Source organism: Pseudomonas chlororaphis, assembly GCF_001921865.1.
Lineage (GTDB): Bacteria > Pseudomonadota > Gammaproteobacteria > Pseudomonadales > Pseudomonadaceae > Aquipseudomonas > Aquipseudomonas chlororaphis_D.
Window position 1 is genome coordinate 262,871 of record NZ_MSCT01000002.1, and the last position, 19,497, is coordinate 282,367.

General features: G+C 64.4%; 15 protein-coding genes. 10 read left to right on the forward strand and 5 right to left on the reverse strand.

Translation table 11 applies throughout. The features are described 5' to 3' along the window. Nucleotides 1-20: 20 nt before the first annotated feature. Nucleotides 21-920 (reverse strand): LysR family transcriptional regulator, encoded by a 900-nt coding sequence (locus BTN82_RS01525; protein WP_075117418.1) that lies wholly within the window; start codon nucleotides 918-920, stop codon nucleotides 21-23. 112 nt (nucleotides 921-1,032) lie between these two features. Between BTN82_RS01525 and BTN82_RS01530 the strand changes: the two genes are divergently transcribed. The 5 genes from BTN82_RS01530 to BTN82_RS01550 are packed head-to-tail and all read left to right on the forward strand — an operon-like array spanning nucleotide 1,033 to nucleotide 7,572. Beyond that, nucleotides 1,033-2,754 (forward strand): acyl-CoA dehydrogenase family protein, encoded by a 1,722-nt coding sequence (locus tag BTN82_RS01530; protein ID WP_075117419.1) that lies wholly within the window; start codon nucleotides 1,033-1,035, stop codon nucleotides 2,752-2,754. Nucleotides 2,755-2,782: 28 nt separating this feature from the next. Further along, nucleotides 2,783-3,970 carry a CaiB/BaiF CoA transferase family protein gene (locus BTN82_RS01535; RefSeq protein WP_075117420.1) on the forward strand — a complete coding sequence of 396 codons (1,188 nt, stop codon included), beginning with the start codon at nucleotides 2,783-2,785 and terminating at the stop codon, nucleotides 3,968-3,970. A gap of 40 nt (nucleotides 3,971-4,010) precedes the next feature. Then, nucleotides 4,011-4,805, forward strand: coding sequence for an enoyl-CoA hydratase (locus tag BTN82_RS01540; protein ID WP_075117421.1), 795 nt, complete (start codon nucleotides 4,011-4,013; stop codon nucleotides 4,803-4,805). Continuing rightward, nucleotides 4,802-6,334, forward strand: a complete 1,533-nt coding sequence (locus BTN82_RS01545; RefSeq protein ID WP_075117422.1) for a 3-hydroxyacyl-CoA dehydrogenase — start codon at nucleotides 4,802-4,804, stop codon at nucleotides 6,332-6,334. The genes BTN82_RS01540 and BTN82_RS01545 overlap by 4 nt, the downstream gene beginning before the upstream one ends. A gap of 35 nt (nucleotides 6,335-6,369) precedes the next feature. Continuing rightward, nucleotides 6,370-7,572 (forward strand): 3-oxoadipyl-CoA thiolase, encoded by a 1,203-nt coding sequence (locus BTN82_RS01550; RefSeq protein WP_075117423.1) that lies wholly within the window; start codon nucleotides 6,370-6,372, stop codon nucleotides 7,570-7,572. A gap of 21 nt (nucleotides 7,573-7,593) precedes the next feature. On the opposite strand, the gene BTN82_RS01555 is transcribed toward BTN82_RS01550, so the two are convergent. The 3 genes from BTN82_RS01555 to glnA form a co-directional block, all read right to left on the reverse strand. Further along, nucleotides 7,594-8,109, reverse strand: a complete 516-nt coding sequence (locus tag BTN82_RS01555; protein WP_075117424.1) for a DUF4124 domain-containing protein — start codon at nucleotides 8,107-8,109, stop codon at nucleotides 7,594-7,596. A gap of 88 nt (nucleotides 8,110-8,197) precedes the next feature. After that, entirely contained in the window at nucleotides 8,198-8,746 is a 549-nt protein-coding gene (locus BTN82_RS01560; RefSeq protein WP_075117425.1) for a chorismate mutase, read from the reverse strand. A 197-nt stretch (nucleotides 8,747-8,943) separates the two neighbouring features. Then, a complete protein-coding gene (gene glnA / locus BTN82_RS01565; protein ID WP_075117426.1) occupies nucleotides 8,944-10,350 on the reverse strand; it encodes a glutamate--ammonia ligase in 1,407 nt (468 codons plus the stop codon). Between the two features lie 330 nt (nucleotides 10,351-10,680). On the opposite strand from glnA, the gene thiI reads away from it, so the two are divergent. Both thiI and typA read left to right on the forward strand, forming a co-directional pair. Further along, nucleotides 10,681-12,135, forward strand: coding sequence for a tRNA uracil 4-sulfurtransferase ThiI (gene thiI, locus BTN82_RS01575; RefSeq protein WP_075117428.1), 1,455 nt, complete (start codon nucleotides 10,681-10,683; stop codon nucleotides 12,133-12,135). Nucleotides 12,136-12,274: 139 nt separating this feature from the next. Continuing rightward, nucleotides 12,275-14,095, forward strand: a complete 1,821-nt coding sequence (gene typA, locus BTN82_RS01580) for a translational GTPase TypA (protein ID WP_075117429.1) — start codon at nucleotides 12,275-12,277, stop codon at nucleotides 14,093-14,095. A gap of 272 nt (nucleotides 14,096-14,367) precedes the next feature. Here typA and BTN82_RS01585 read toward each other — a convergent pair whose 3' ends face one another. Next, nucleotides 14,368-14,811 (reverse strand): YkgJ family cysteine cluster protein, encoded by a 444-nt coding sequence (locus BTN82_RS01585; RefSeq protein WP_186828344.1) that lies wholly within the window; start codon nucleotides 14,809-14,811, stop codon nucleotides 14,368-14,370. A gap of 265 nt (nucleotides 14,812-15,076) precedes the next feature. Here BTN82_RS01585 and BTN82_RS01590 point away from each other — a divergent pair, with 265 nt between their 5' ends. The 3 genes from BTN82_RS01590 to BTN82_RS01600 all read left to right on the forward strand — a co-directional run bounded on the left by BTN82_RS01590 (nucleotide 15,077) and on the right by BTN82_RS01600 (nucleotide 19,352). Then, entirely contained in the window at nucleotides 15,077-17,527 is a 2,451-nt protein-coding gene (locus BTN82_RS01590; RefSeq protein ID WP_075117431.1) for a glycogen/starch/alpha-glucan phosphorylase, read from the forward strand. A 207-nt stretch (nucleotides 17,528-17,734) separates the two neighbouring features. Continuing rightward, nucleotides 17,735-18,745 (forward strand): class 1 fructose-bisphosphatase, encoded by a 1,011-nt coding sequence (locus BTN82_RS01595; RefSeq protein ID WP_075117432.1) that lies wholly within the window; start codon nucleotides 17,735-17,737, stop codon nucleotides 18,743-18,745. A gap of 4 nt (nucleotides 18,746-18,749) precedes the next feature. Beyond that, complete coding sequence (locus tag BTN82_RS01600; RefSeq protein WP_075117433.1) at nucleotides 18,750-19,352, forward strand: DUF924 family protein; 603 nt, start codon at nucleotides 18,750-18,752, stop codon at nucleotides 19,350-19,352. Nucleotides 19,353-19,497: the final 145 nt, after the last annotated feature.

A 19,497-nucleotide genomic window follows, 5' to 3' on the forward strand; every position in this document is an offset into this window, starting at 1 on the left:
TTTCGTATGGTCGCCGGCCCTCAAAACCCCGGCTTGGCGGGTGTTTGCAGGGTCTTGAGCACGCTCAGGAAACTCTCCGCGGCGGCCGAAGGCGCGGCGGCGCGGCGGATGGCGTGGATCTCCGACAAGGCGCCGTCGCCGCTGATGTCGCAGTAGCGCACGCCCTCTTTCCAGGTGCCCGCCAGGGTCTGCGGGACCAGGGCCACGCCCATTTCGTAGGCCACCATCGCCACCACCGTTTGCCAGAGCCGGGTTTCATGACGGATGCGCGGGCTGAACCCGGCCGCCACGCAACGGGCGATGATCAGGTCGTGGTAGTGCGGCGAGACATTGCGCGGAAACAGGATGAAGTCGTCGTCGGCCAACTGCGCCAGATCGATGCGGGCCTGGCCCGCCAGCCGGTGGCCCTGGGGCAGGCAGCAGAGGAAGGGTTCGGCGAGTATCGGCTCGCCGCGGATGCCCTCGGGAAAGTGGCTCCAGTGCACGAAGCCGATATCGATCTGCCCGCGTTGCAGCGCCTGGGCCTGCTCGGCGCTGTTCATCTCCATCAGCACGATCTCGGTGTCCGGGTGATCCTGCTCGAAGGCCTTCACCGCCTGCGGCAGGCCGCGGTGCAGGATGGAGTTGACGAAACCAATGCTCAGCCGGCCAACGAAACCCTGGGCCGAGCGCAGCGTCAGGCGTCGCGCCTGCTCGGCCCGCAGCAGCAGGTAGCGGGCTTCGTCGAGCAGCACCTGGCCGGCGTTGGTCAGGCTCACAGATTTGTTGTTGCGGGCCAGCAGTTGCACGTCGAGCTGGCTTTCGAGCTTCTTGATATCGAAGCTCAGGGCCGGCTGGGAGATGAACAGGCGCGTGGCGGCCCGGCCGAAATGCAGTTCCTCGGCGACCGCGACGAAGTAACGAAGCTGTTTGAGATCCATGCTGGCGTCCTCGCTTTACGATATTTTTTACTTATCGTAGTTGATGGATTTTGTATTAGATACTTATCGATGGCGACTCTAGTCTCGGGGCACGAGAACCTGGAGAGTTGCCATGACTGCCTTGCCGGAACCCGCCCACGACACCCTGAACATCCCCGATAGCCGGGGCCTGAACCTGTTCGACTACGACGCCGGGCTGGCGGCGCTGCTCGACGTCTACCTGCCGCCGCAGTTGTACGCCCAGTGGTTGCCGACCTTGCGGCAGCTCGGGGCCAGGGTCGGTGGCGAGCTGGACGTACTGGCGCTCTCGGCGGACAAGAATCCGCCGCAATTGCTCTCGCGTACCCGGCGCGGCGAAGACCTGCAGAGCATCCACAAGCATCCGGATTTCATCGCCCTGGAACGTGTGGCCTACACCGAGCTGGGCCTGGCCGCCATGAGCCACGGCGCCGAGCCGGTGTTGCCGCTGGTCAAGTACGCCCTGACCTTCCTCTTCGTGCAGGCCGAGTTCGGCCTGTGCTGCCCGGTCAGCATGACCGACTCGCTGACCCGCACCCTGCGCCGCTTCGGTTCGCCGGAATTGCTCGAACGCTACCTGCCGTCCCTGGCTTCGCGGGATTTCGATCGACTGTTCCAGGGCGCGATGTTCATGACCGAACAGGCGGCCGGCTCCGATGTGTCGCGCACGCAAACCCGTGCGCGGCTGGAGAACGGCGAGTGGCGCTTGTTCGGCGACAAGTGGTTCTGCTCCAACCCGGACGCCGACTTGGCGATGGTCCTGGCCCGTCCGGAAGACGCCCCGGAGGGTATGAAAGGGGTCAGCCTGTTCCTGCTGCCCAAGCACCGCCCCGATGGTTCGCGCAACGCCTATCGGATCCTGCGCCTGAAGGACAAGCTCGGCAGCCGCTCCATGGCCAGCGGCGAGATCAGCCTGGACGGCGCCACCGCCTACCTGATCGGCGAGGTCGGCCGTGGCTTCCAGCAGATGGCCGACATGATCAACATGTCGCGCCTGTCCAACGGGGTGCGCGCCGCGGGGCTGATGCGCCGCGGGGTCAACGAGGCGCTGTACATCGCCCGCCACCGCCGGGCCTTTGGTCGCTACCTGATCGAAATGCCGCTGATGCAGCGCCAGTTGCTGAAAATGATGCTGCCAGCCGAGCAGGCCCGCTCGATGTTCATGCAGATCGCCACGCTGCTGCCCAAGGCCGATACCGGCGACGAGGCGGCGCGCAAATGCGTGCGCATCCTCACCCCGCTGATCAAGTTCCGCGCCTGTCGCGATGCGCGCCGGGTCACCGGCGACGCCATGGAGGTGCGCGGCGGGGTCGGTTACATCGAGGAATGGAGCGATGCGCGGCTGGTGCGCGATGCCCACCTGGGCTCGATCTGGGAAGGCACCAGCAACATCGTCGCCCTCGACATCGCCCGCGCCGTGACTCGCGAGCAGGCCCTGGAGCCCCTGCGGCACTACCTCGCCGGGCTGCTCTACGAGGCCGGTCTGCCGCTGGCCAGCCAGCGCCTGTTCGAGACGCTGTTGCAGCGCGCGGTCGCGTCGCTGGCCGAGGTGGCGCACGAGCGCCGCGACGACCAGGTGCGCCTGGCCGGCAGCGCGCTCTATCACATCGCCACGGCGATCTTCATGGCCTGGGAAGCGAGCCACCAGGCGCCCGATTACCGACGCCTGGCCCTGGCCCATCTGCTGCTCCAGCACAAGCTGTTGCCGCGCGACCCGCTGCGTCCGGAGCTGGCGCTGGAGCCCGGCCTGCTGGCGCGCCTGGCCAATGAAAGCGCGCTGTCGCAAACCGAAGCGATGCACCTGCTGCCGGCCTGACGGCCCCACCCATCTGGCGGAGACTGCCATGAGCCATTCCAACGGGGCCCTGCACGGCCTGAAAGTCATCGACCTCAGCCGGGTGCTGGGCGGTCCCTACTGCACCCAGGCCCTGGCCGACCACGGCGCCGACGTCATCAAGCTGGAGCCTTTGAGCGGCGACGAGACGCGTGGCTGGGGCCCGCCGTTCGAGGGCGCCGACGCGGCGTATTTCCGGGGCGTGAACCGCAACAAGCGGGGTATCGCCGTGGACCTGGCCCGGCCCGAAGGCATCGAGTTGCTGATGCACCTGCTCGAAGACGCCGACGTGCTGATCGAGAACTTCAAGCCCGGCACCCTGGAGCGCTGGGGCATCGGCTACGCCGAGGTGCTGAGCCAGCGTTTCCCGGCACTGATCCACTGCGCGGTGTCCGGGTTCGGCAGTGACGGCCCGTTGGGCGGGCTGCCCGGCTACGACGCGGTGATCCAGGCGATGGCCGGGCTGATGAGCGTCAACGGCGAAGCCGACGGCGGCCCGCTGCGCATCGGTCTGCCGATCGTCGACATGGTCACCGGGCTGAATGCCCTGGCCGGGGTTCTCCTGGCGCTCAACGAGCGTCAGCGCAGCGGCCTGGGGCAGTCCCTCGACATCACCTTGTACGACTGCGGCGTGTCCCTGCTGCATCCGCATCTGGCCAACTATTTCGCCGCCGGCAAGACCCCGCGGCGGACCGGCAACGCCCATCCGAATATTGCCCCCTACGACAGTTACCGCACCGGCACCGAGCCGATCTTCCTCGCGGTCGGCAACGACCGGCAGTTCGCCCGCCTGTGCGAGCGACTGGACGCCGCGCCGCTGCTGGACGATCCGCGCTTTGCCGACAACGGTCGCCGCTCGGTCAACCGCGAGGCCTTGAAACAAGCGCTGGAGGCGCGGCTGGCCGAACACGACGGCAACGCCCTGGCGCAGCAGTTGATCCGCCTGGGTGTGCCTTGCGGCTCGATTTCGTCGATCGACAAGGTGGTCGAGCATCCGCACACCCGGCATCGCGGGTTGCTGGTGGAGATCGGCGATTACCGGGGCGTGGGCTCGCCGGTCAAGTTGTCGCGCACCCCGGCCCGCTATCGCAGCGCCCCGCCGGCGCTGGGGGCGGATACCCGCGAGGTACTCAGGGAGCTGGGCCTCGACGGCGAGACGATCGACTGGCTGTTCGAGCGCGGCGTGGTCCGCGGTTGAAGGGCTGTGCGCCGGGCCCCTATCCGTATCAGGAGACTCCATGAACTCTGAAACCGTTTGCCCTCAACCGCTGGTCCTGCTTGAGCGGCCTGCGCCGGGCGTGGCGCTGCTGCGGCTGAACCGTCCGCAGGCCCTCAACGCGCTGAACATGGCGCTGCGGGAGGAACTGGCCGAACACTTTCGCCGCCTGGACGACTGCCCACAGACCCGGGTGGTGGTGCTGACCGGTGGCGACTCGGTGTTCGCCGCCGGCGCCGACCTTGGCGAGCTGGTGGACGCCAGCGCGCTGCAACTCTATGCCCGCCACGCCGAGCGCCACTGGCAGGCCATTTCCGCGTGCCGCAAGCCGGTGATCGCGGCGGTCAATGGCTACGCCCTGGGCGGCGGTTGCGAGCTGGCGATGCATTGCGACCTGATCGTCGCCGGCAGCTCCGCGCGTTTTGCCCAGCCGGAAATCAAGGTTGGGGTGATGCCGGGCGCGGGCGGCACCCAGCGCCTGCTGCGCGCGGTCGGCAAGTTCCAGGCGCTGCGCCTGCTGCTCACCGGTTGCCAGGTGCCGGCCGACGAAGCGCTGCGCCTGGGGCTGGTCAGCGAGGTGGTGGCGGACCGCGAAACCCTGCCGCGCGCCCTGGCCCTGGCGAACACCATCGCCGGCATGCCGCCGCTGGCCGTGGCGCAGATCAAGGAAGTGCTGCTGGCCGGCATGGACATGCCCCTGGAGCAGGCGCTGGCGCTGGAGCGCAAGGCATTCCAATTGTTGTTCGGCTCCTTTGACCAGCGTGAAGGCATGCAGGCCTTTCTGCAGAAACGCAAACCGGAGTACCAGGGAAAATGACCGCTCAAGCACTGCAATCTATCGGGCTGGTCGGCACTGGTGCCATGGGCCAGGGCATCGCCCAGGTCATGGCGGCGGCCGGGTTCAGGGTCGCGCTGTTCGATGCGCGGCCAGGTGCCGCGAGCACGGCGCGCGAGCAGCTGGCGACGGCATTCGCCCGGCAGATCGAAAAAAACCACCTCACCTCCCAGGCGGCGGCCGCGGCCCTGCATAACCTGGAGGTGGTCGACCACCTGGAGGCCTTGTGCGATTGCCAACTGGTGATCGAGGCGATCGTCGAAGACCTGGATGCCAAGCAACAGCTGTTCCGGCAGTTGGAGGACGTGCTGGACCCCGGTGCGATCCTGGCGAGCAATACCTCGTCGCTGTCGATCACCGCGATTGCCTCTGCCTGCCGCCACCCGGAGCGGGTCGCCGGGCTGCATTTCTTCAATCCCGTGCCGCGCATGCGGATCGTCGAAGTGATCGACGGCCTGGCCACTGACAGCGAGGTCGGCGCGCGCTTGCAGGAACTGGTCCGGACCCTCGGTTATTACCCGGCCAGGGCCAAGGACTCCCCCGGGTTCATCGTCAACCATGCCGGGCGGGCCTTTGGCACCGAGGCCCTGCGTATCCTCAGCGAGGGCGTGGCCCCGGTATGGCTGATCGATGCGGTGCTGCGCGACAGCGCCGGTTTTGCCATGGGGCCGTTCGAGCTGCTCGACCTGATCGGCCTGGACGTCAGCGGGCCGGTGATGGAGTCGATCTACCACCAGTTCTATGAAGAACCGCGTTATCGACCGCACCCCGTGCTGCAGCTGATGCAGGCGGGCGGGCGCTTGGGCCGCAAGAGCGGGCAGGGCTTCTATGCCTATGGCGAGCCGGGCGGTACGCGGCGCCCACCGCAGGCCGTGCCGCAATACGCGGCACTGCCGAGCGTCTGGATCGCCACCGACGATGAAGTTGGCAGAGTGCGTCTGCTGGCCCTGCTCGAACGCCTGGGCGTGCGGGTCGAGAACGGCTTGCGGCCGTCCGCCAGTGCCTTGTGCCTGGTGGCGCCGCTGGGCGACGACGCCAGCGAAGCGACCTTGCGCCATGCCGTGGACCCGGCGCGGACGGTGGCCATCGACACCTTGCCCGACCTCGACCGCCAACGCTGCCTGATGCTCAACCCGGCGACCCGCGAAGACATGCAGCGCGCTGCCCATGCGCTGTTCAGCAGCGACGGCGGCACCGTGACGCTGATCCGCGACAGCTGTGGGTTCATCGTCCAGCGCACCCTGGCCTCGATCGTCAACCTGGCCTGCGACATCGCCCAGCAGGGCATTGCCTCGGTGGCCGACATCGACGCGGCGGTGTGCCTGGGCCTGGGCTATCCGCTGGGGCCGCTGGAGTGGGGCGACCAATTGGGCCCCGGGCGCCTGTTGCAGATCCTCGAACGCATGCATGGGCTCACCGGCGACCCGCGTTATCGCCCCAGCGTCTGGCTGCGGCGCCGCGCCCTGTTGGGCCTGTCCCTGCGCCATGGGGAAAACCCGATACCGGCCTGAGGCCTGCTGCCCCTTATCCCTGCGAGAGTCTTGTCATGCTTGATGCCTATATCTACAGCGGCTTGCGAACCCCTTTCGGCCGCTATGCCGGCAGCCTTGCCGGCGTGCGTCCGGACGATCTGGTGGGGCCTTTGCTGGCGCGCCTGCTGGAGACCTCGGGGTTGCCGGTCGAGGCGCTGGAAGAGGTGATCCTCGGGTGCACCAACCAGGCCGGCGAGGACAGCCGCAACCTGGCGCGCAATGCTCTGCTCAGCGCCGGCCTGCCCTGGCGCGTGCCCGGGCAGACGGTCAACCGCCTGTGCGCCAGCGGCCTGTCGGCAGTGATCGACGCGGCCCGGGCGATCACCTGCGGCGAGGGCCGCTTGTACCTGGCCGGCGGCGTCGAAAGCATGTCCCGGGCGCCCTTCGTCATGGCCAAGGCCGAAAGCGCCTACGGCCGGAACCTGGAGGTGGCCGACAGCACCATCGGCGCGCGCTTCGCCAACCCGCGGCTGGTGCAGCGCTACGGCAACCACAGCATGCCCGAGACCGGCGACAACCTGGCCCGTCGGTTTGCCATCGGCCGCGAGGACGCCGACCGTTTCGCCGCCGCGTCCCAGGCGCGTTACCAGGCGGCCTTGCGGGCCGGGGTGCTGGACGGCGAGATCCTGCCGGTGCAGGTGCCGGTCGGGCGCAAGGGCCTGACCACATCGGTCGAGCATGACGAACACCCGCGGCCGCAGTCCGACCTGGCGTCGCTGGCGCGCCTGCCCACGCTGTTCGCCGAGGGCGTGGTGACGGCGGGCAATGCCTCGGGAATCAACGACGGCGCGGCGGTGCTGCTGCTCGGCGATCGGGAAATCGGTCTCGAACACGGGGTGCGGCCGCTGGCGCGGATTCTTTCGGCGGCGGCGGTCGGGGTCGAGCCACAGTTCATGGGCATCGGTCCGCACACGGCCATTCTGCTGGCGCTGCAACGGGCGCGTATCGGCCTGGAGCAGCTCGACCTGATCGAGATCAACGAGGCGTTCGCACCCCAGGTGCTGGCCTGTCTCAAGGCCCTGGACCTGGATTTCGACGACCCGCGGGTCAACCCCTGCGGCGGCGCCATCGCCATCGGCCACCCGCTGGGGGCGTCCGGGGCCCGCCTGGCGTTGAGCGCTTGCCGTACCTTGCAGCGCAACCATCAGCGTTATGCCGTGGTCAGCCTGTGCGTCGGCGTCGGCCAGGGCGTGGCCATGGTGATCGAGCGCGCCTGAGCGGTTCGCCCCGCTAATGCTTCAGGGCCGATGCGTCCGTAGCAGGGTGAAGGTCAGCGCCGGGCTTTGTTGCACCACTCGCTCGCCATCGAGCACCTGCACCGCCAGGCGGTGCTCGCCGCGGTCGATGTCCCGCAGTGGCAGGCTCGGCAGGTGGCCGGCTTGGCCGTAGGGCTGGCCGTCGAGCTGCAGGCGCAGGCGATGTTCGCTGCGCAGGCGCGGTTGCAGGCGCACCTCGACCGTGAAGGCGCCGTTGTTGGCGCGCACCACGCCGCCGTCCGGCACGCCGCTCAGTTCGAGAGTGCTATAGATCGGCGCGCTGGCTTGCGGCGTCGCGGTCTTCTCGGTGCCGGGTGTCGGCGTGAGCCGGGGCGCGGCGCTGCGGTTCGGCGGGCTTGGCTCGACGACCTGGCTCGGTACGCCGGCGGGCGGCCGGTCGCTGTAGGCGGCGTTGCCGTTGGCATCGGTGTAGCGATAGATCTGCGCCGCGGCCGGCAGGCTGGCCAGCAACAACAGATAGAGACAGTACGAACGCATGATGGCTTTCCCGGGGCGTCGGGCCTGCGGCTTCACAGGCGAAAGTGCCTCCAGCATAGAGCCGCGGACCGCGCCCGGGTTCGCCGCTTCAACCTTTGAACACACAAAGCTCGGCTGTGGCACGGACCAGCGCCAGTTGGCGCAGCGCTGTGCGGTCGCCGTCGTGGCTGGCCCGGGCCAGCCATTGCGGGCACTGCGGGTCGTGGCGATAGGGGCCGAAGTCGGCCAGTTGTTGCAGCAGGCGTTTTTGTAACCGATCGAGTTGTGGGCGGATCTGCCCCACCAGATCCGGGCGCGGAGCGTCCGGTGCCTGGCCTTGCAGGGTCCATTCGGACAAGCGGGCGTACTGCACCAGTTTGTTGGCCTCGATCTGCGCGGCGAAAAACTGTTCCACCGTCGCGCCGTCGAGCGTGTACTCCGCCGCCTGGGCCACCGCGCCGGCAATCACTTCGCGCTCGCGCGGGCGGTCTTCCACGGCCTTGTGGCTGTCCCATTTGCTCAGGGCCACCTGGTCGGCGATGGCTAGGCGTTCTTCGATGCTGCCCAACAGCGGGGCGAGCGAGGCGGGTTCGGCGTGGGCGGTTCCGGCGAGCAGGGCGGCGCACAGGGCCAGGCAGGTTTTGATCGGGGAGGGCATGGAGGGCCTCGGTAATGAGGTGAGTGAGGGATTTTTAGCGCGAGCAAGGACGGCACTAAACCTGTAGGCGCGAGCTCGCGATAGCGATCTTCCAGGCGCGCACTATCGCAAGGGATCAGGCCAATGGGCAAAAAAAAGCCCCGGCTCGAAAGAGCCGGGGCTTTTTCATTCACGCCGCGTATCGCGGCGCTACCGGATCAGCAGCTGTAGTACAGCTCGTATTCCAGTGGGTGTACGAAGGTACGGACCTTGATTTCTTCTTCGCTTTTCAGGGCGATGTAAGCGTCGATGAAGTCGTCGCTGAAAACGCCGCCTTTGGTCAGGAACGCACGACCTTTGTCCAGCTCTTCCAGGGCTTCTTTCAGGCTGCCGCAAACTTGTGGGATCTCTTTGGCCTCTTCAGGCGGCAGGTCGTACAGGTTTTTGTCGGCGGCGTCGCCAGGGTGGATCTTGTTCTGGATACCGTCCAGGCCAGCCATCAGCAGGGCGGCGAAGCCCAGGTACGGGTTGGCAGCCGGGTCCGGGAAGCGGGCTTCGATACGACGGGCGCGAGGGCTGGAGACGTAAGGAATACGGATCGAGGCGGAACGGTTGCGCGCCGAGTAGGCCAGCATGACCGGCGCTTCGAAACCTGGGACCAGACGCTTGTAGGAGTTGGTCGACGGGTTGGTGAAGCCGTTCAGGGCCTTACCGTGCTTGATGATGCCGCCGATGAAGTACAGGGCGGTATCGGACAGGCCGGCATAACCTTCGCCAGCGAAGGTGTTCTTGCCATCTTTGGCGATGGACAGGTGAACGTGCATGCCCGAGCCGTTGTCGCCGTACAGAGGCTTAGGCATGAAGGTCGCAGTGCGGCCGTAGGCAACGGCGACGTTGTGCACGCAGTACTTCAGGGTCTGGACTTCGTCAGCCTTGGCAACCAGGGTGTTGAACTTCACACCGATTTCGTTCTGGCCGGCAGTGGCCACTTCGTGGTGGTGCACTTCGATGACCAGGCCCATTTCTTCCATGGCGTTGCACATGGAGGTACGGATTTCGTGGTCGTGGTCGAACGGTGGAACCGGGAAGTAGCCGCCTTTGATACCTGGACGGTGGCCATGGTTGCCGCCTTCCACGTCCTGGTCGGACATCCACGAACCCTGGTCGGAGAAGATCTTGAACATCGAGCCGGAGATGTCGGACTTGAACTTCACTTGGTCGAAGATGAAGAACTCAGGCTCCGGGCCTACGAATACGGTGTCGCCGATACCGGTGGACTTCAGGTATTCCTCGGCACGCTTGGCGATCGCGCGCGGGTCGCGGTCGTAGCCTTGCATGGTCGAAGGCTCGATCACGTCGCAGACCAGGATCAGGGTCGGCTCTTCGGTGAACGGGTCGAGTACGGCGGTGGAGTCGTCCGGCATCAGGATCATGTCGGAGGCTTCGATGCCTTTCCAGCCAGCGATGGAGGAACCGTCGAACATCTTGCCTTCTTCGAAGAAGGCTTCATCCAGGGCATCACGAGCCGGCATGGTCACGTGATGTTGAGTGCCCTTGGTGTCAGTGAAGCGCAGATCAATCCATTTGACGTCATGATCTTTGATGAGTTGAACCGACTTCGACATAGTGTCCTCCGGGTGGCTTCGGGCGAGTGTTGGTATGCCCTTAGAATGTGGGTGATGCCGGCGCAGATACTCTGCCATGGCAACCTGCCTCACAAGGGAGCAAATTGCATGCCAGTGCCCTGAGTTGGGTTTTATGCCCCAAACTCACGCATTTCAGGGGGTGTTTTGGGCAAATCGGCAAAATGGCGCACCGCAATGTTGCGTTTTTATCTGGTAATGACCTGTTTTGGTGCACGAAAAACCAGATGCAGATTAATTGGTTAAACCTTGAGCAATTTCCGCTATAATCCGCGCCCCCCTTTTTCGGCTGGCCCAGCGCGCGCTGTTTTCATGAAACTAATCGTTAAAGTTTTCCCGGAAATCACCATCAAGAGCCGCCCGGTACGGACGCGTTTCATCCGTCAGCTGGCCAAGAACATCCGTGCCGTGCTCCGCGATCTGGACCCGGCCGTGGTGGTCAATGGTGTGTGGGACAACCTCGAGCTGGAAACCGCGGTCACTGATGCCAAGGCCTTGAAGGACATGACCGAGCGCCTGAGCTGCATGCCGGGCATCGCGCATTTCCTGCAGGTCGACGAATACCCGCTGGGCGATTTCGACGACATCGTCGCCAAGTGCAAGCAGCACTTTGGCGAGGCCCTGGCGGGGAAAGTTTTCGCCGTGCGCTGCAAGCGCGCCGGCAAGCATGAATTCAGCTCCATGGACGTGGAGAAATACGTCGGCAGCCAACTGCGCCGGCAGTGCGGCGCCGCCGGGATTTCCCTGAAAGAGCCGGAAATAGAAGTGCGGATGGAAATTCGCGACCAGCGGTTGTTCGTGATCCACAACCAGCACAACAGCATCGGCGGTTACCCGCTGGGCGCCCTGGAACAGACCCTGGTACTGATGTCCGGCGGTTTCGATTCCACGGTAGCGGCCTACCAGATCATGCGCCGCGGCCTGATGGGCCACTTCTGCTTCTTCAACCTGGGCGGGCGCGCCCACGAATTGGGCGTGATGGAAGTCGCGCACTACATCTGGAAGAAGTACGGCAGCTCCCAGCGCGTGCTGTTCGTCAGCGTGCCGTTCGAGGAAGTGCTCGGGGAAATCCTCGGCAAAGTCGACGACAGTCATATGGGCGTCATTTTGAAGCGTATGATGTTGCGGGCCGCGTCGAGCATCGCCGACCGCCTGCACATCGACGCGCTGGTCACCGGCGAAGCGATTTCCCAGGTGTCGAGCCAGACCCTGCCGAACCTCTCGGTCATCGACTGCGTCACCGACAAGCTGGTGTTGCGCCCGCTGATCGCCAGCCACAAGCAGGACATCATCGACCTGGCCAACGAAATCGGCACCGCCGATTTCGCCAAGCACATGCCGGAGTACTGCGGGATCATCTCGGTGAACCCCAAGACCCATGCCAAGCGCCATCGCGTGGAGCATGAAGAGAAAGAATTCGACATGGCGGTGCTCGAGCGTGCGATCGAGCGGGCCAAGCTGGTGCCGATCGATCGGGTGATCGATGAACTGGGCCAGGATTTGCAGATCGAAGAAGTCGGCGAAGCGCTGGCCGGTCAGATCATCGTCGACATCCGCCATCCGGATGCCCAGGAAGACGACCCGCTCGAGCTTGCTGGCATCGAAGTAAAGGCGTTGCCGTTCTATGCATTGAACGCACGCTTCAAGGAACTGGACCCTACGCGCCAGTACCTGCTGTATTGCGACAAAGGCGTCATGAGTCGCCTGCATGCTCACCATCTGCTCAGTGAGGGACATGCCAATGTGCGCGTTTATAGACCGAGCTAAGTGCCCGGGGCTGTTTGCCTGTGGCTTGCGTCACCGGCCCCCCGACGACGCCGTCAAGCTGTAACGGCAAAGCCTGACTCTATTGTTAATCGCTGCCAAAACCTGTCAGCACACCGAATCCTCTGATCGAGATACACAAGTGATCGAAAATCTACGCAACATCGCCATCATTGCCCACGTTGACCACGGTAAAACCACCCTGGTAGACAAACTCCTGCGTCAATCCGGCACCCTGGAGCGCAACGAGCTCAACGACGAGCGCGTGATGGACTCCAACGACCAGGAAAAAGAGCGCGGTATTACCATCCTGGCGAAAAACACCGCCATCAACTGGAACGGCTACCACATCAACATCGTGGACACCCCGGGCCACGCCGACTTCGGCGGTGAAGTAGAGCGCGTAATGTCCATGGTCGACTCCGTGCTGCTGCTGGTCGACGCTCAAGACGGCCCTATGCCGCAAACCCGTTTCGTGACCAAGAAGGCTTTCGAAGCCGGCCTGCGTCCGATCGTGGTGATCAACAAGGTCGACCGTCCGGGCGCGCGTCCTGACTGGGTTCTGGACCAGATCTTCGACCTGTTCGACAACCTGGGCGCCACCGAAGAACAGCTGGACTTCAAAGTCGTCTACGCCTCGGCCCTGAACGGTATTGCCGGTCTGGACCACACCGAGATGGCCGAAGACATGACCCCGCTGTACCAGTCGATCGTCGACAACGTTCCGGCTCCGGCCGTTGACCGTGACGGTTCGTTCCAGATGCAGATCTCCGCTCTGGACTACAACAGCTTCCTGGGTGTGATCGGCGTTGGCCGTATTGCTCGCGGTCGCGTCAAACCGAACACTCCGGTCGTCGCCATCGACACCGAAGGCAAGAAGCGCAACGGCCGTATCCTGAAGCTGATGGGCCACCACGGCCTGCACCGTGTGGACGTTGAAGAAGCCGCTGCCGGCGACATCGTCTGCATCAGCGGTTTCGACGAGCTGTTCATCTCCGACACCCTGTGCGACCCGACCGCTGTCGAAGCGATGAAGCCGCTGACCGTCGACGAGCCAACCGTTTCCATGACCTTCCAGGTCAACGACTCGCCATTCTGCGGTAAAGAAGGCAAGTTCGTGACCAGCCGTAACATCAAGGAACGCCTGGACAAAGAGCTGCTGTACAACGTTGCACTGCGCGTTGAAGAAGGCGACTCGGCTGACAAGTTCAAGGTTTCCGGCCGTGGTGAGCTGCACCTCTCGGTTCTGATCGAAACCATGCGTCGCGAAGGCTTCGAAATGGGCGTTGGCCGTCCTGAAGTGATCATCCGTGAAGTCGACGGCGTGAAGCAGGAACCGTTCGAGAACGTCACCATCGACATCCCTGAAGAATCCCAGGGCAAGGTCATGGAAGAAATGGGCCTGCGTAAGGGCGACCTGAGCAACATGGTGCCGGATGGCAAGGGCCGTGTACGCCTGGAATACAACATTCCAGCCCGTGGTCTGATCGGTTTCCGTAACCAGTTCCTGACCCTGACCAACGGTGCGGGCATCCTGACCTCGATCTTCGATCGTTACGCTCCGATGAAGTCCGGCCACATGTCCGGCCGTCAGAACGGCGTACTGGTTTCGGTAGAAACCGGCAAGGCCCTGACCTACTCCCTGGAAACCCTGCAGGCGCGCGGCAAGCTGTTCGTCGAGCACGGCCAGGAGATCTACAACGGTCAGATCGTCGGCCTGAACAGCCGCGACAACGACCTGGGCGTGAACCCAACCAAAGGCAAGAAGCTCGACAACATGCGTGCTTCGGGCAAGGACGAAACCATCGCCCTGGTTCCGCCGGTTCGTTTCACCCTGGAACAGGCTCTGGAATTCATCCAGGACGATGAATTGTGTGAAGTGACTCCAAAGTCGATTCGCCTGCGTAAAAAGATTCTTGACGAAGGCGAGCGTACCCGCGCTGCCAAGAAAGCCAAGAACTGATCGTTAGTTCAGGCTGAATAAAAACGCCCCCGGTCGAAAGGCCGGGGGCGTTTTTTTTGATCCGCGAAAAAGATGCTGCCCGCTGCTGCCTGCTCTTGTAGCCGCTGCCGAGCCTGCGAGGCTGCGCTCGGCTGCAAGGCAGCCGTAAAACCATGCGACGCAGTACATCTGAACCACGCTGGTGGCCGTATTGCGACTGCTACGCAGTCGATCGCAGCCTCGTGCCTCGGCAGCGGCTACAGGGTAACGGGGCTAAAGGTACAGGTCGCGGATCAGAAGCGTTCCAGCGTCCGGCTGCTGGTATTGGTCTGGCGTTCCTGGGGCTTGGGCTTGTACGCGCAATAGCCCGGGCGCGGGCCGATCTTCGGGTGGTTGCGGCAGGTATCCGGGCGCTTGTCATAAATGGTGCACAGGCGGCTCTTACGATCCAGATACAGGCAGTCGTTGTTGCTCATGCGCTGCAGGGTGAAGATTTCGGACTTCTGGTTGTAGCGCTCGACGATGCCTTCCTTCTGCAGGCGCTTGGCGATGTTCTTCGCCGGCTCGCCGCGCTCGAATTCGTCGACGATACCGATGCGGATCAGATCCTTGATCTTGACCTCCACCGGCAGGGTGCAGCAGCTGGACATGCAGGAACCGCACATGGGCGCGGAATACTTGGCCCAGGTATCGAGTCGGTCGATTTCCGCGGCGGCGATCAGGTTGGACTTCATCAGGCTTGTTTCCAGCGTGTGTATCAGGGCGCGCGATCATACCGGTACTGGTGGATTTTTGAACAACCATTTAACGGAATTTACGCCTGCCCGGGGGGAGCGCGAGGGTCGGCACGGCATCTGCATCATTTTTGCCAGCTGCCGCGGGAGACACTGCCTCTGTTCGGGCAATTGCAAGACGCGCCGAACCTGCGCCTTTGGCTCCTGTCAGACCGACTAGGCTCAGACAATTCCCTGTTCACTGTCTATCTCGCTCGAGGTCGTATTCATGACTCAGGAACTGCAGGTTCGTGACGCTGAGGTGGCCGCTTTTCGCGACGCCGTCCTGACCAAGCTCACCTACGCGGTGGGCAAGGACCCGGACCACGCCTTCGACCATGACTGGTTCGAAGCCATCGCCCTGGCGGCGCGCGATCACATGGTCGAGCACTGGATGGACCATACGCGGCAGATCTACCGCAAAGGCCAGAAACGCGTTTATTACCTTTCCCTGGAGTTCCTCATCGGCCGCCTGCTCTACGACAGCCTGAGCAACCTCGGGCTGTTGGATGTGGCGCGCGATGCGCTGAGCGAACTCGGCGTCGACCTGGAGCGCATCCGCCTGCTGGAGCCGGATGCGGCCCTGGGCAACGGCGGTCTCGGGCGCCTGGCGGCGTGCTTCATGGAAAGCATGTCGACCCTGGGCATCGCCGGCCACGGCTACGGCATTCGTTACGAGCACGGTTTGTTCCGCCAGGCCATAGTCGATGGCTGGCAGCAGGAACAGACCGAACACTGGCTGGACTTCGGCAACCCCTGGGAGTTCGAGCGCCCGGAGGTGATCTACTCGATCGGCTTCGGCGGCAGCGTCGACACCGTCGTCGACGAGGCCGGCCACGCCCGGCAGGTCTGGTGGCCGGCGGAAACCGTGCGCGCGGTGGCCTACGACACCCCGGTGGTCGGCTGGCGCGGCGCCAGCGTCAACACCCTGCGGCTGTGGCGGGCGCGGGCCATGGAAGACCTGCACCTGGAGCGCTTCAACGCCGGCGACCACCTGGGCGCGGTGGCCGAGGTGGCGCGGGCCGAGAGCATCTCCCGGGTGCTTTACCCGGCGGACAGCACCGAAGCGGGGCAGGAACTGCGCCTGCGCCAGGAGTACTTCTTCGTTTCCGCCTCGTTGCAGGATTTGTTGCGCCGGCACAAGAACATGCACGACTCGGTGCTCAGCCTGGGCGAGCATGCGGCGATCCAGCTCAACGACACCCACCCGTCGATCGCCGTGGCCGAGCTGATGCGCCAACTGGTGGACCTGCACGGCATCGCCTGGGAAGCGGCCTGGCAGATCACCGTCGAGACCCTGGCCTACACCAACCACACGCTGCTGCCCGAGGCCCTGGAAACCTGGCCGGTGGGCCTGATGGAGCGCATGCTGCCGCGGCACATGCAGATCATTTACCTGATCAACGCCCAGCACATCGATTCGCTGCGGGCCAAGGGCATCCATGACTTCGACGTGCTGCGCGCGGTGTCGCTGATCGAGGAAGACAACGGCCGCCGCGTACGCATGGGCAACCTGGCGTTTCTCGGTTCCCACAGCGTCAACGGCGTCTCCGGGTTGCATACCCAGCTGATGCGCAGCACGGTGTTCTCCGAGTTGCACAAGCTGTACCCGGAACGGATCAACAACAAGACCAACGGCATCACCTTCCGCCGCTGGCTGTACCAGGCCAACCCCAAGCTTACGGAAATGATGGTCGATGCCGTGGGCCCGGCGCTGCTGGATAACCCCGAGGAGCTGCTGCTCAAGCTCGAGCCCTTCGCCGAAAAGCCGGCCTTCCGCAAGCAGTTCGCCGAGCAGCGCCTGCACAGCAAGCGGGCGCTGGCGGCGTTGATCCACGAGCGCCTGGGGATCGCGATCAACCCGGCGGCGCTGTTCGACGTGCAGGTCAAGCGGATCCACGAATACAAGCGCCAGTTGCTCAACCTGATGCACACCGTGGCGCTGTACCAGGCGATCCGCGCCGAGCCGGAAACCGACTGGGTGCCGCGGGTGAAGATCTTCGCCGGCAAGGCCGCGGCCAGTTATCACCAGGCCAAGCTGATCATCAAGCTGAGCAACGACATCGCCCGCACCGTGAACAACGACCCGACCGTGCGCGGCTTGCTCAAGGTGGTGTTCCTGCCCAACTACAACGTCAGCCTGGCCGAAAGCATCATTCCGGCGGCCGACCTGTCGGAGCAGATCTCCACCGCCGGCTTCGAGGCATCCGGCACCAGCAACATGAAGTTCGGCCTCAACGGCGCCTTGACCATCGGCACCCTGGACGGCGCCAACGTCGAGATGTGCGAACGGGTCGGCGCCGATCACATGTTCATCTTCGGCCTCAGCGCCCAGCAGGTGGAGGCGCGCAAACGCAACGGCGAGTTCAGTGCCGTGCCGGATATTGCCGCCTCCCACCGCCTCAACGATGTGTTGCAGGCGATTCGCGGCGGGGTGTTCTCGCCGGACGATCCGGCTCGCTACACCGGGCTGGTGGACTCGCTGGTCGACTACGACCGTTTCCATGTGTGTGCCGACTTCGATTCCTACTGGGCCGCCCAACTGCATGTCGAAGAGCGCTGGCGCGACAGCCAGCAATGGTGGCGCTCGGCGGTGCTCAACAGCGCGCGCATGGGCTGGTTCTCGTCGGACCGGACCATTCGCGAGTACGCCACGCAGATCTGGAAGGCTCTGGAATAGGCGCTGCGTCGGCCGCCGGATTGCGCCCGGGCGCCTTTTGGCGCGGGCGCCGGCAACCGTCGGCGACGGCTACAGGTCGGATTTCGGGCTACGCTCAATCGCGCGCATGAACTCTGTGTGGCGGATCTCGTCTCATAGGAGGAAATGCGCCCCGACTCGCGTTAAACTGCGCGGGTTTTTCCGCCCCCCATTCCTCCGGAGCCTTCCATGTCCCGCGTTACCCTGAGTCGCTATTTGATTGAGCAGACCCGCAGCAACAACACTCCTGCCGATCTGCGCTTCCTGATCGAAGTGGTGGCGCGTGCTTGCAAGGAGATCAGCCATGCCGTGTCCAAAGGCGCCCTGGGTGGCGTGCTGGGCAGCATGGGTACTGAAAACGTCCAAGGCGAAGTGCAGAAGAAGCTCGACGTGATCTCCAACGAGATCCTGCTCGAAGCCAATGAATGGGGCGGCCACCTGGCCGGCATGGCGTCCGAGGAAATGGACAATGCCTACCAGATCCCGGGCAAATACCCGAAAGGCGCCTACCTGCTGGTGTTCGACCCGCTGGACGGTTCGTCGAACATCGATATCAACGCGCCGGTCGGCACCATCTTCTCGGTGCTGCGTTGCCCCAACGAACACCTGAGCCAGAACGAAGCCCTGAACGAAAAGGCCTTCCTGCAGCCGGGCACCCAGCAGGTCGCCGCCGGCTACGCCATCTACGGCCCGCAGACCATGCTGGTGCTGACCCTGGGCCACGGCGTCAAGGGCTTCACCCTGGACCGTGAAATGGGCAGCTTCGTGCTGACCCACGAAGACATCAAGATCCCGGAGTCCACCCAGGAATTCGCGATCAACATGTCCAACCAGCGTCACTGGGAAGCGCCGGTACAGCGTTATGTCGGCGAACTGCTGACGGGCGAAGAAGGTCCGCTGAAAAAGAACTACAACATGCGCTGGGTCGCCGCGATGGTGGCCGACGTGCACCGCATCCTGACCCGTGGCGGCTTGTTCATGTACCCGCGCGACAGCCGCGAGCCGGAGAAACCGGGCAAGCTGCGCCTGATGTACGAAGCCAACCCGATGTCGTTCCTGGTCGAGCAGGCTGGCGGGGCGTCCACCGACGGTCACCAGCGCATTCTCGACATCAAGCCTGACGGCCTGCACCAGCGTGTCGCGGTGTTCCTCGGCTCGAAGGAAGAAGTCGCTCGCGTTACCGCCTACCACAAGGAATAAACCCATGGTCGCGCCCTGGCAGCCCTTGCTCGACTGGTGGTTCGGCTCTGCCGAGAAACCCGCGGACATCGCGGCTGAAAAGGGCGGGCTGTGGTTCGGCAAGCGCGACAGCCAGGACCTCGAAGCGCGCGAGCGTTTCGGGGCGCTGGTGGAGCAGGCGCTGGCCGGAGGTTTGACCGAGTGGGCGCAACGCCCGCAAGGCTGGCTGGCCCTGGTGCTGTTGCTCGACCAACTGCCGCGCATGCTCTACCGCGAAACCCCCAAGAGCTTTTCCGGCGACCTGCGCGCCCAGGCGCTGGTGGCCCAGGGCATCGCCGCGGATTTCGACCGGCAACTGTCGCCCATGCAGCGCAGCTTCATCTACCTGGTGTTCGAGCATTGCGAGAATCTGGCGGTGCAGAACGAAGCCGTCTCCAGGTTCGTGGCCTTGCACGACGAACAACCGCAGGAAGACCAGCCAGTGTTCGCCGACCAGCTGGACTACGCCGAACGGCACCAGAAAGTGATTGCCCGCTTCGGGCGTTTCCCCCATCGCAACCGGATCCTGGGGCGCGAATCGACGCCGGAAGAATTGGCGTTCCTGCGCGAGCCGGGTTCCAGCTTCTAGTCTTTCTGCGTTCTGCAAACCGCTATCGCGAGCAATCGGGCGTCGACCCCGAGAGTATCTGCCGGTAGTGGCCTGTCTCTAGTGCCAGCGAGGGGTCGTCAATTTGCCACATCAGCGGCATTTGCTCTGGGTTTATGTCGACTGG

What these genes read in the sequence shown, in the direction of transcription:
- BTN82_RS01525 (WP_075117418.1), bottom strand. Translation starts at nt 920, where the DNA reads ATGGATCTCAAACAGCTTCGTTACTTCGTCGCGGTCGCCGAGGAACTG.
- BTN82_RS01530 (WP_075117419.1), top strand. Translation starts at nt 1,033, where the DNA reads ATGACTGCCTTGCCGGAACCCGCCCACGACACCCTGAACATCCCCGAT.
- BTN82_RS01535 (WP_075117420.1), top strand. Translation starts at nt 2,783, where the DNA reads ATGAGCCATTCCAACGGGGCCCTGCACGGCCTGAAAGTCATCGACCTC.
- BTN82_RS01540 (WP_075117421.1), top strand. Translation starts at nt 4,011, where the DNA reads ATGAACTCTGAAACCGTTTGCCCTCAACCGCTGGTCCTGCTTGAGCGG.
- BTN82_RS01545 (WP_075117422.1), top strand. Translation starts at nt 4,802, where the DNA reads ATGACCGCTCAAGCACTGCAATCTATCGGGCTGGTCGGCACTGGTGCC.
- BTN82_RS01550 (WP_075117423.1), top strand. Translation starts at nt 6,370, where the DNA reads ATGCTTGATGCCTATATCTACAGCGGCTTGCGAACCCCTTTCGGCCGC.
- BTN82_RS01555 (WP_075117424.1), bottom strand. Translation starts at nt 8,109, where the DNA reads ATGCGTTCGTACTGTCTCTATCTGTTGTTGCTGGCCAGCCTGCCGGCC.
- BTN82_RS01560 (WP_075117425.1), bottom strand. Translation starts at nt 8,746, where the DNA reads ATGCCCTCCCCGATCAAAACCTGCCTGGCCCTGTGCGCCGCCCTGCTC.
- glnA (WP_075117426.1), bottom strand. Translation starts at nt 10,350, where the DNA reads ATGTCGAAGTCGGTTCAACTCATCAAAGATCATGACGTCAAATGGATT.
- thiI (WP_075117428.1), top strand. Translation starts at nt 10,681, where the DNA reads ATGAAACTAATCGTTAAAGTTTTCCCGGAAATCACCATCAAGAGCCGC.
- BTN82_RS01590 (WP_075117431.1), top strand. Translation starts at nt 15,077, where the DNA reads ATGACTCAGGAACTGCAGGTTCGTGACGCTGAGGTGGCCGCTTTTCGC.
- BTN82_RS01595 (WP_075117432.1), top strand. Translation starts at nt 17,735, where the DNA reads ATGTCCCGCGTTACCCTGAGTCGCTATTTGATTGAGCAGACCCGCAGC.
- BTN82_RS01600 (WP_075117433.1), top strand. Translation starts at nt 18,750, where the DNA reads ATGGTCGCGCCCTGGCAGCCCTTGCTCGACTGGTGGTTCGGCTCTGCC.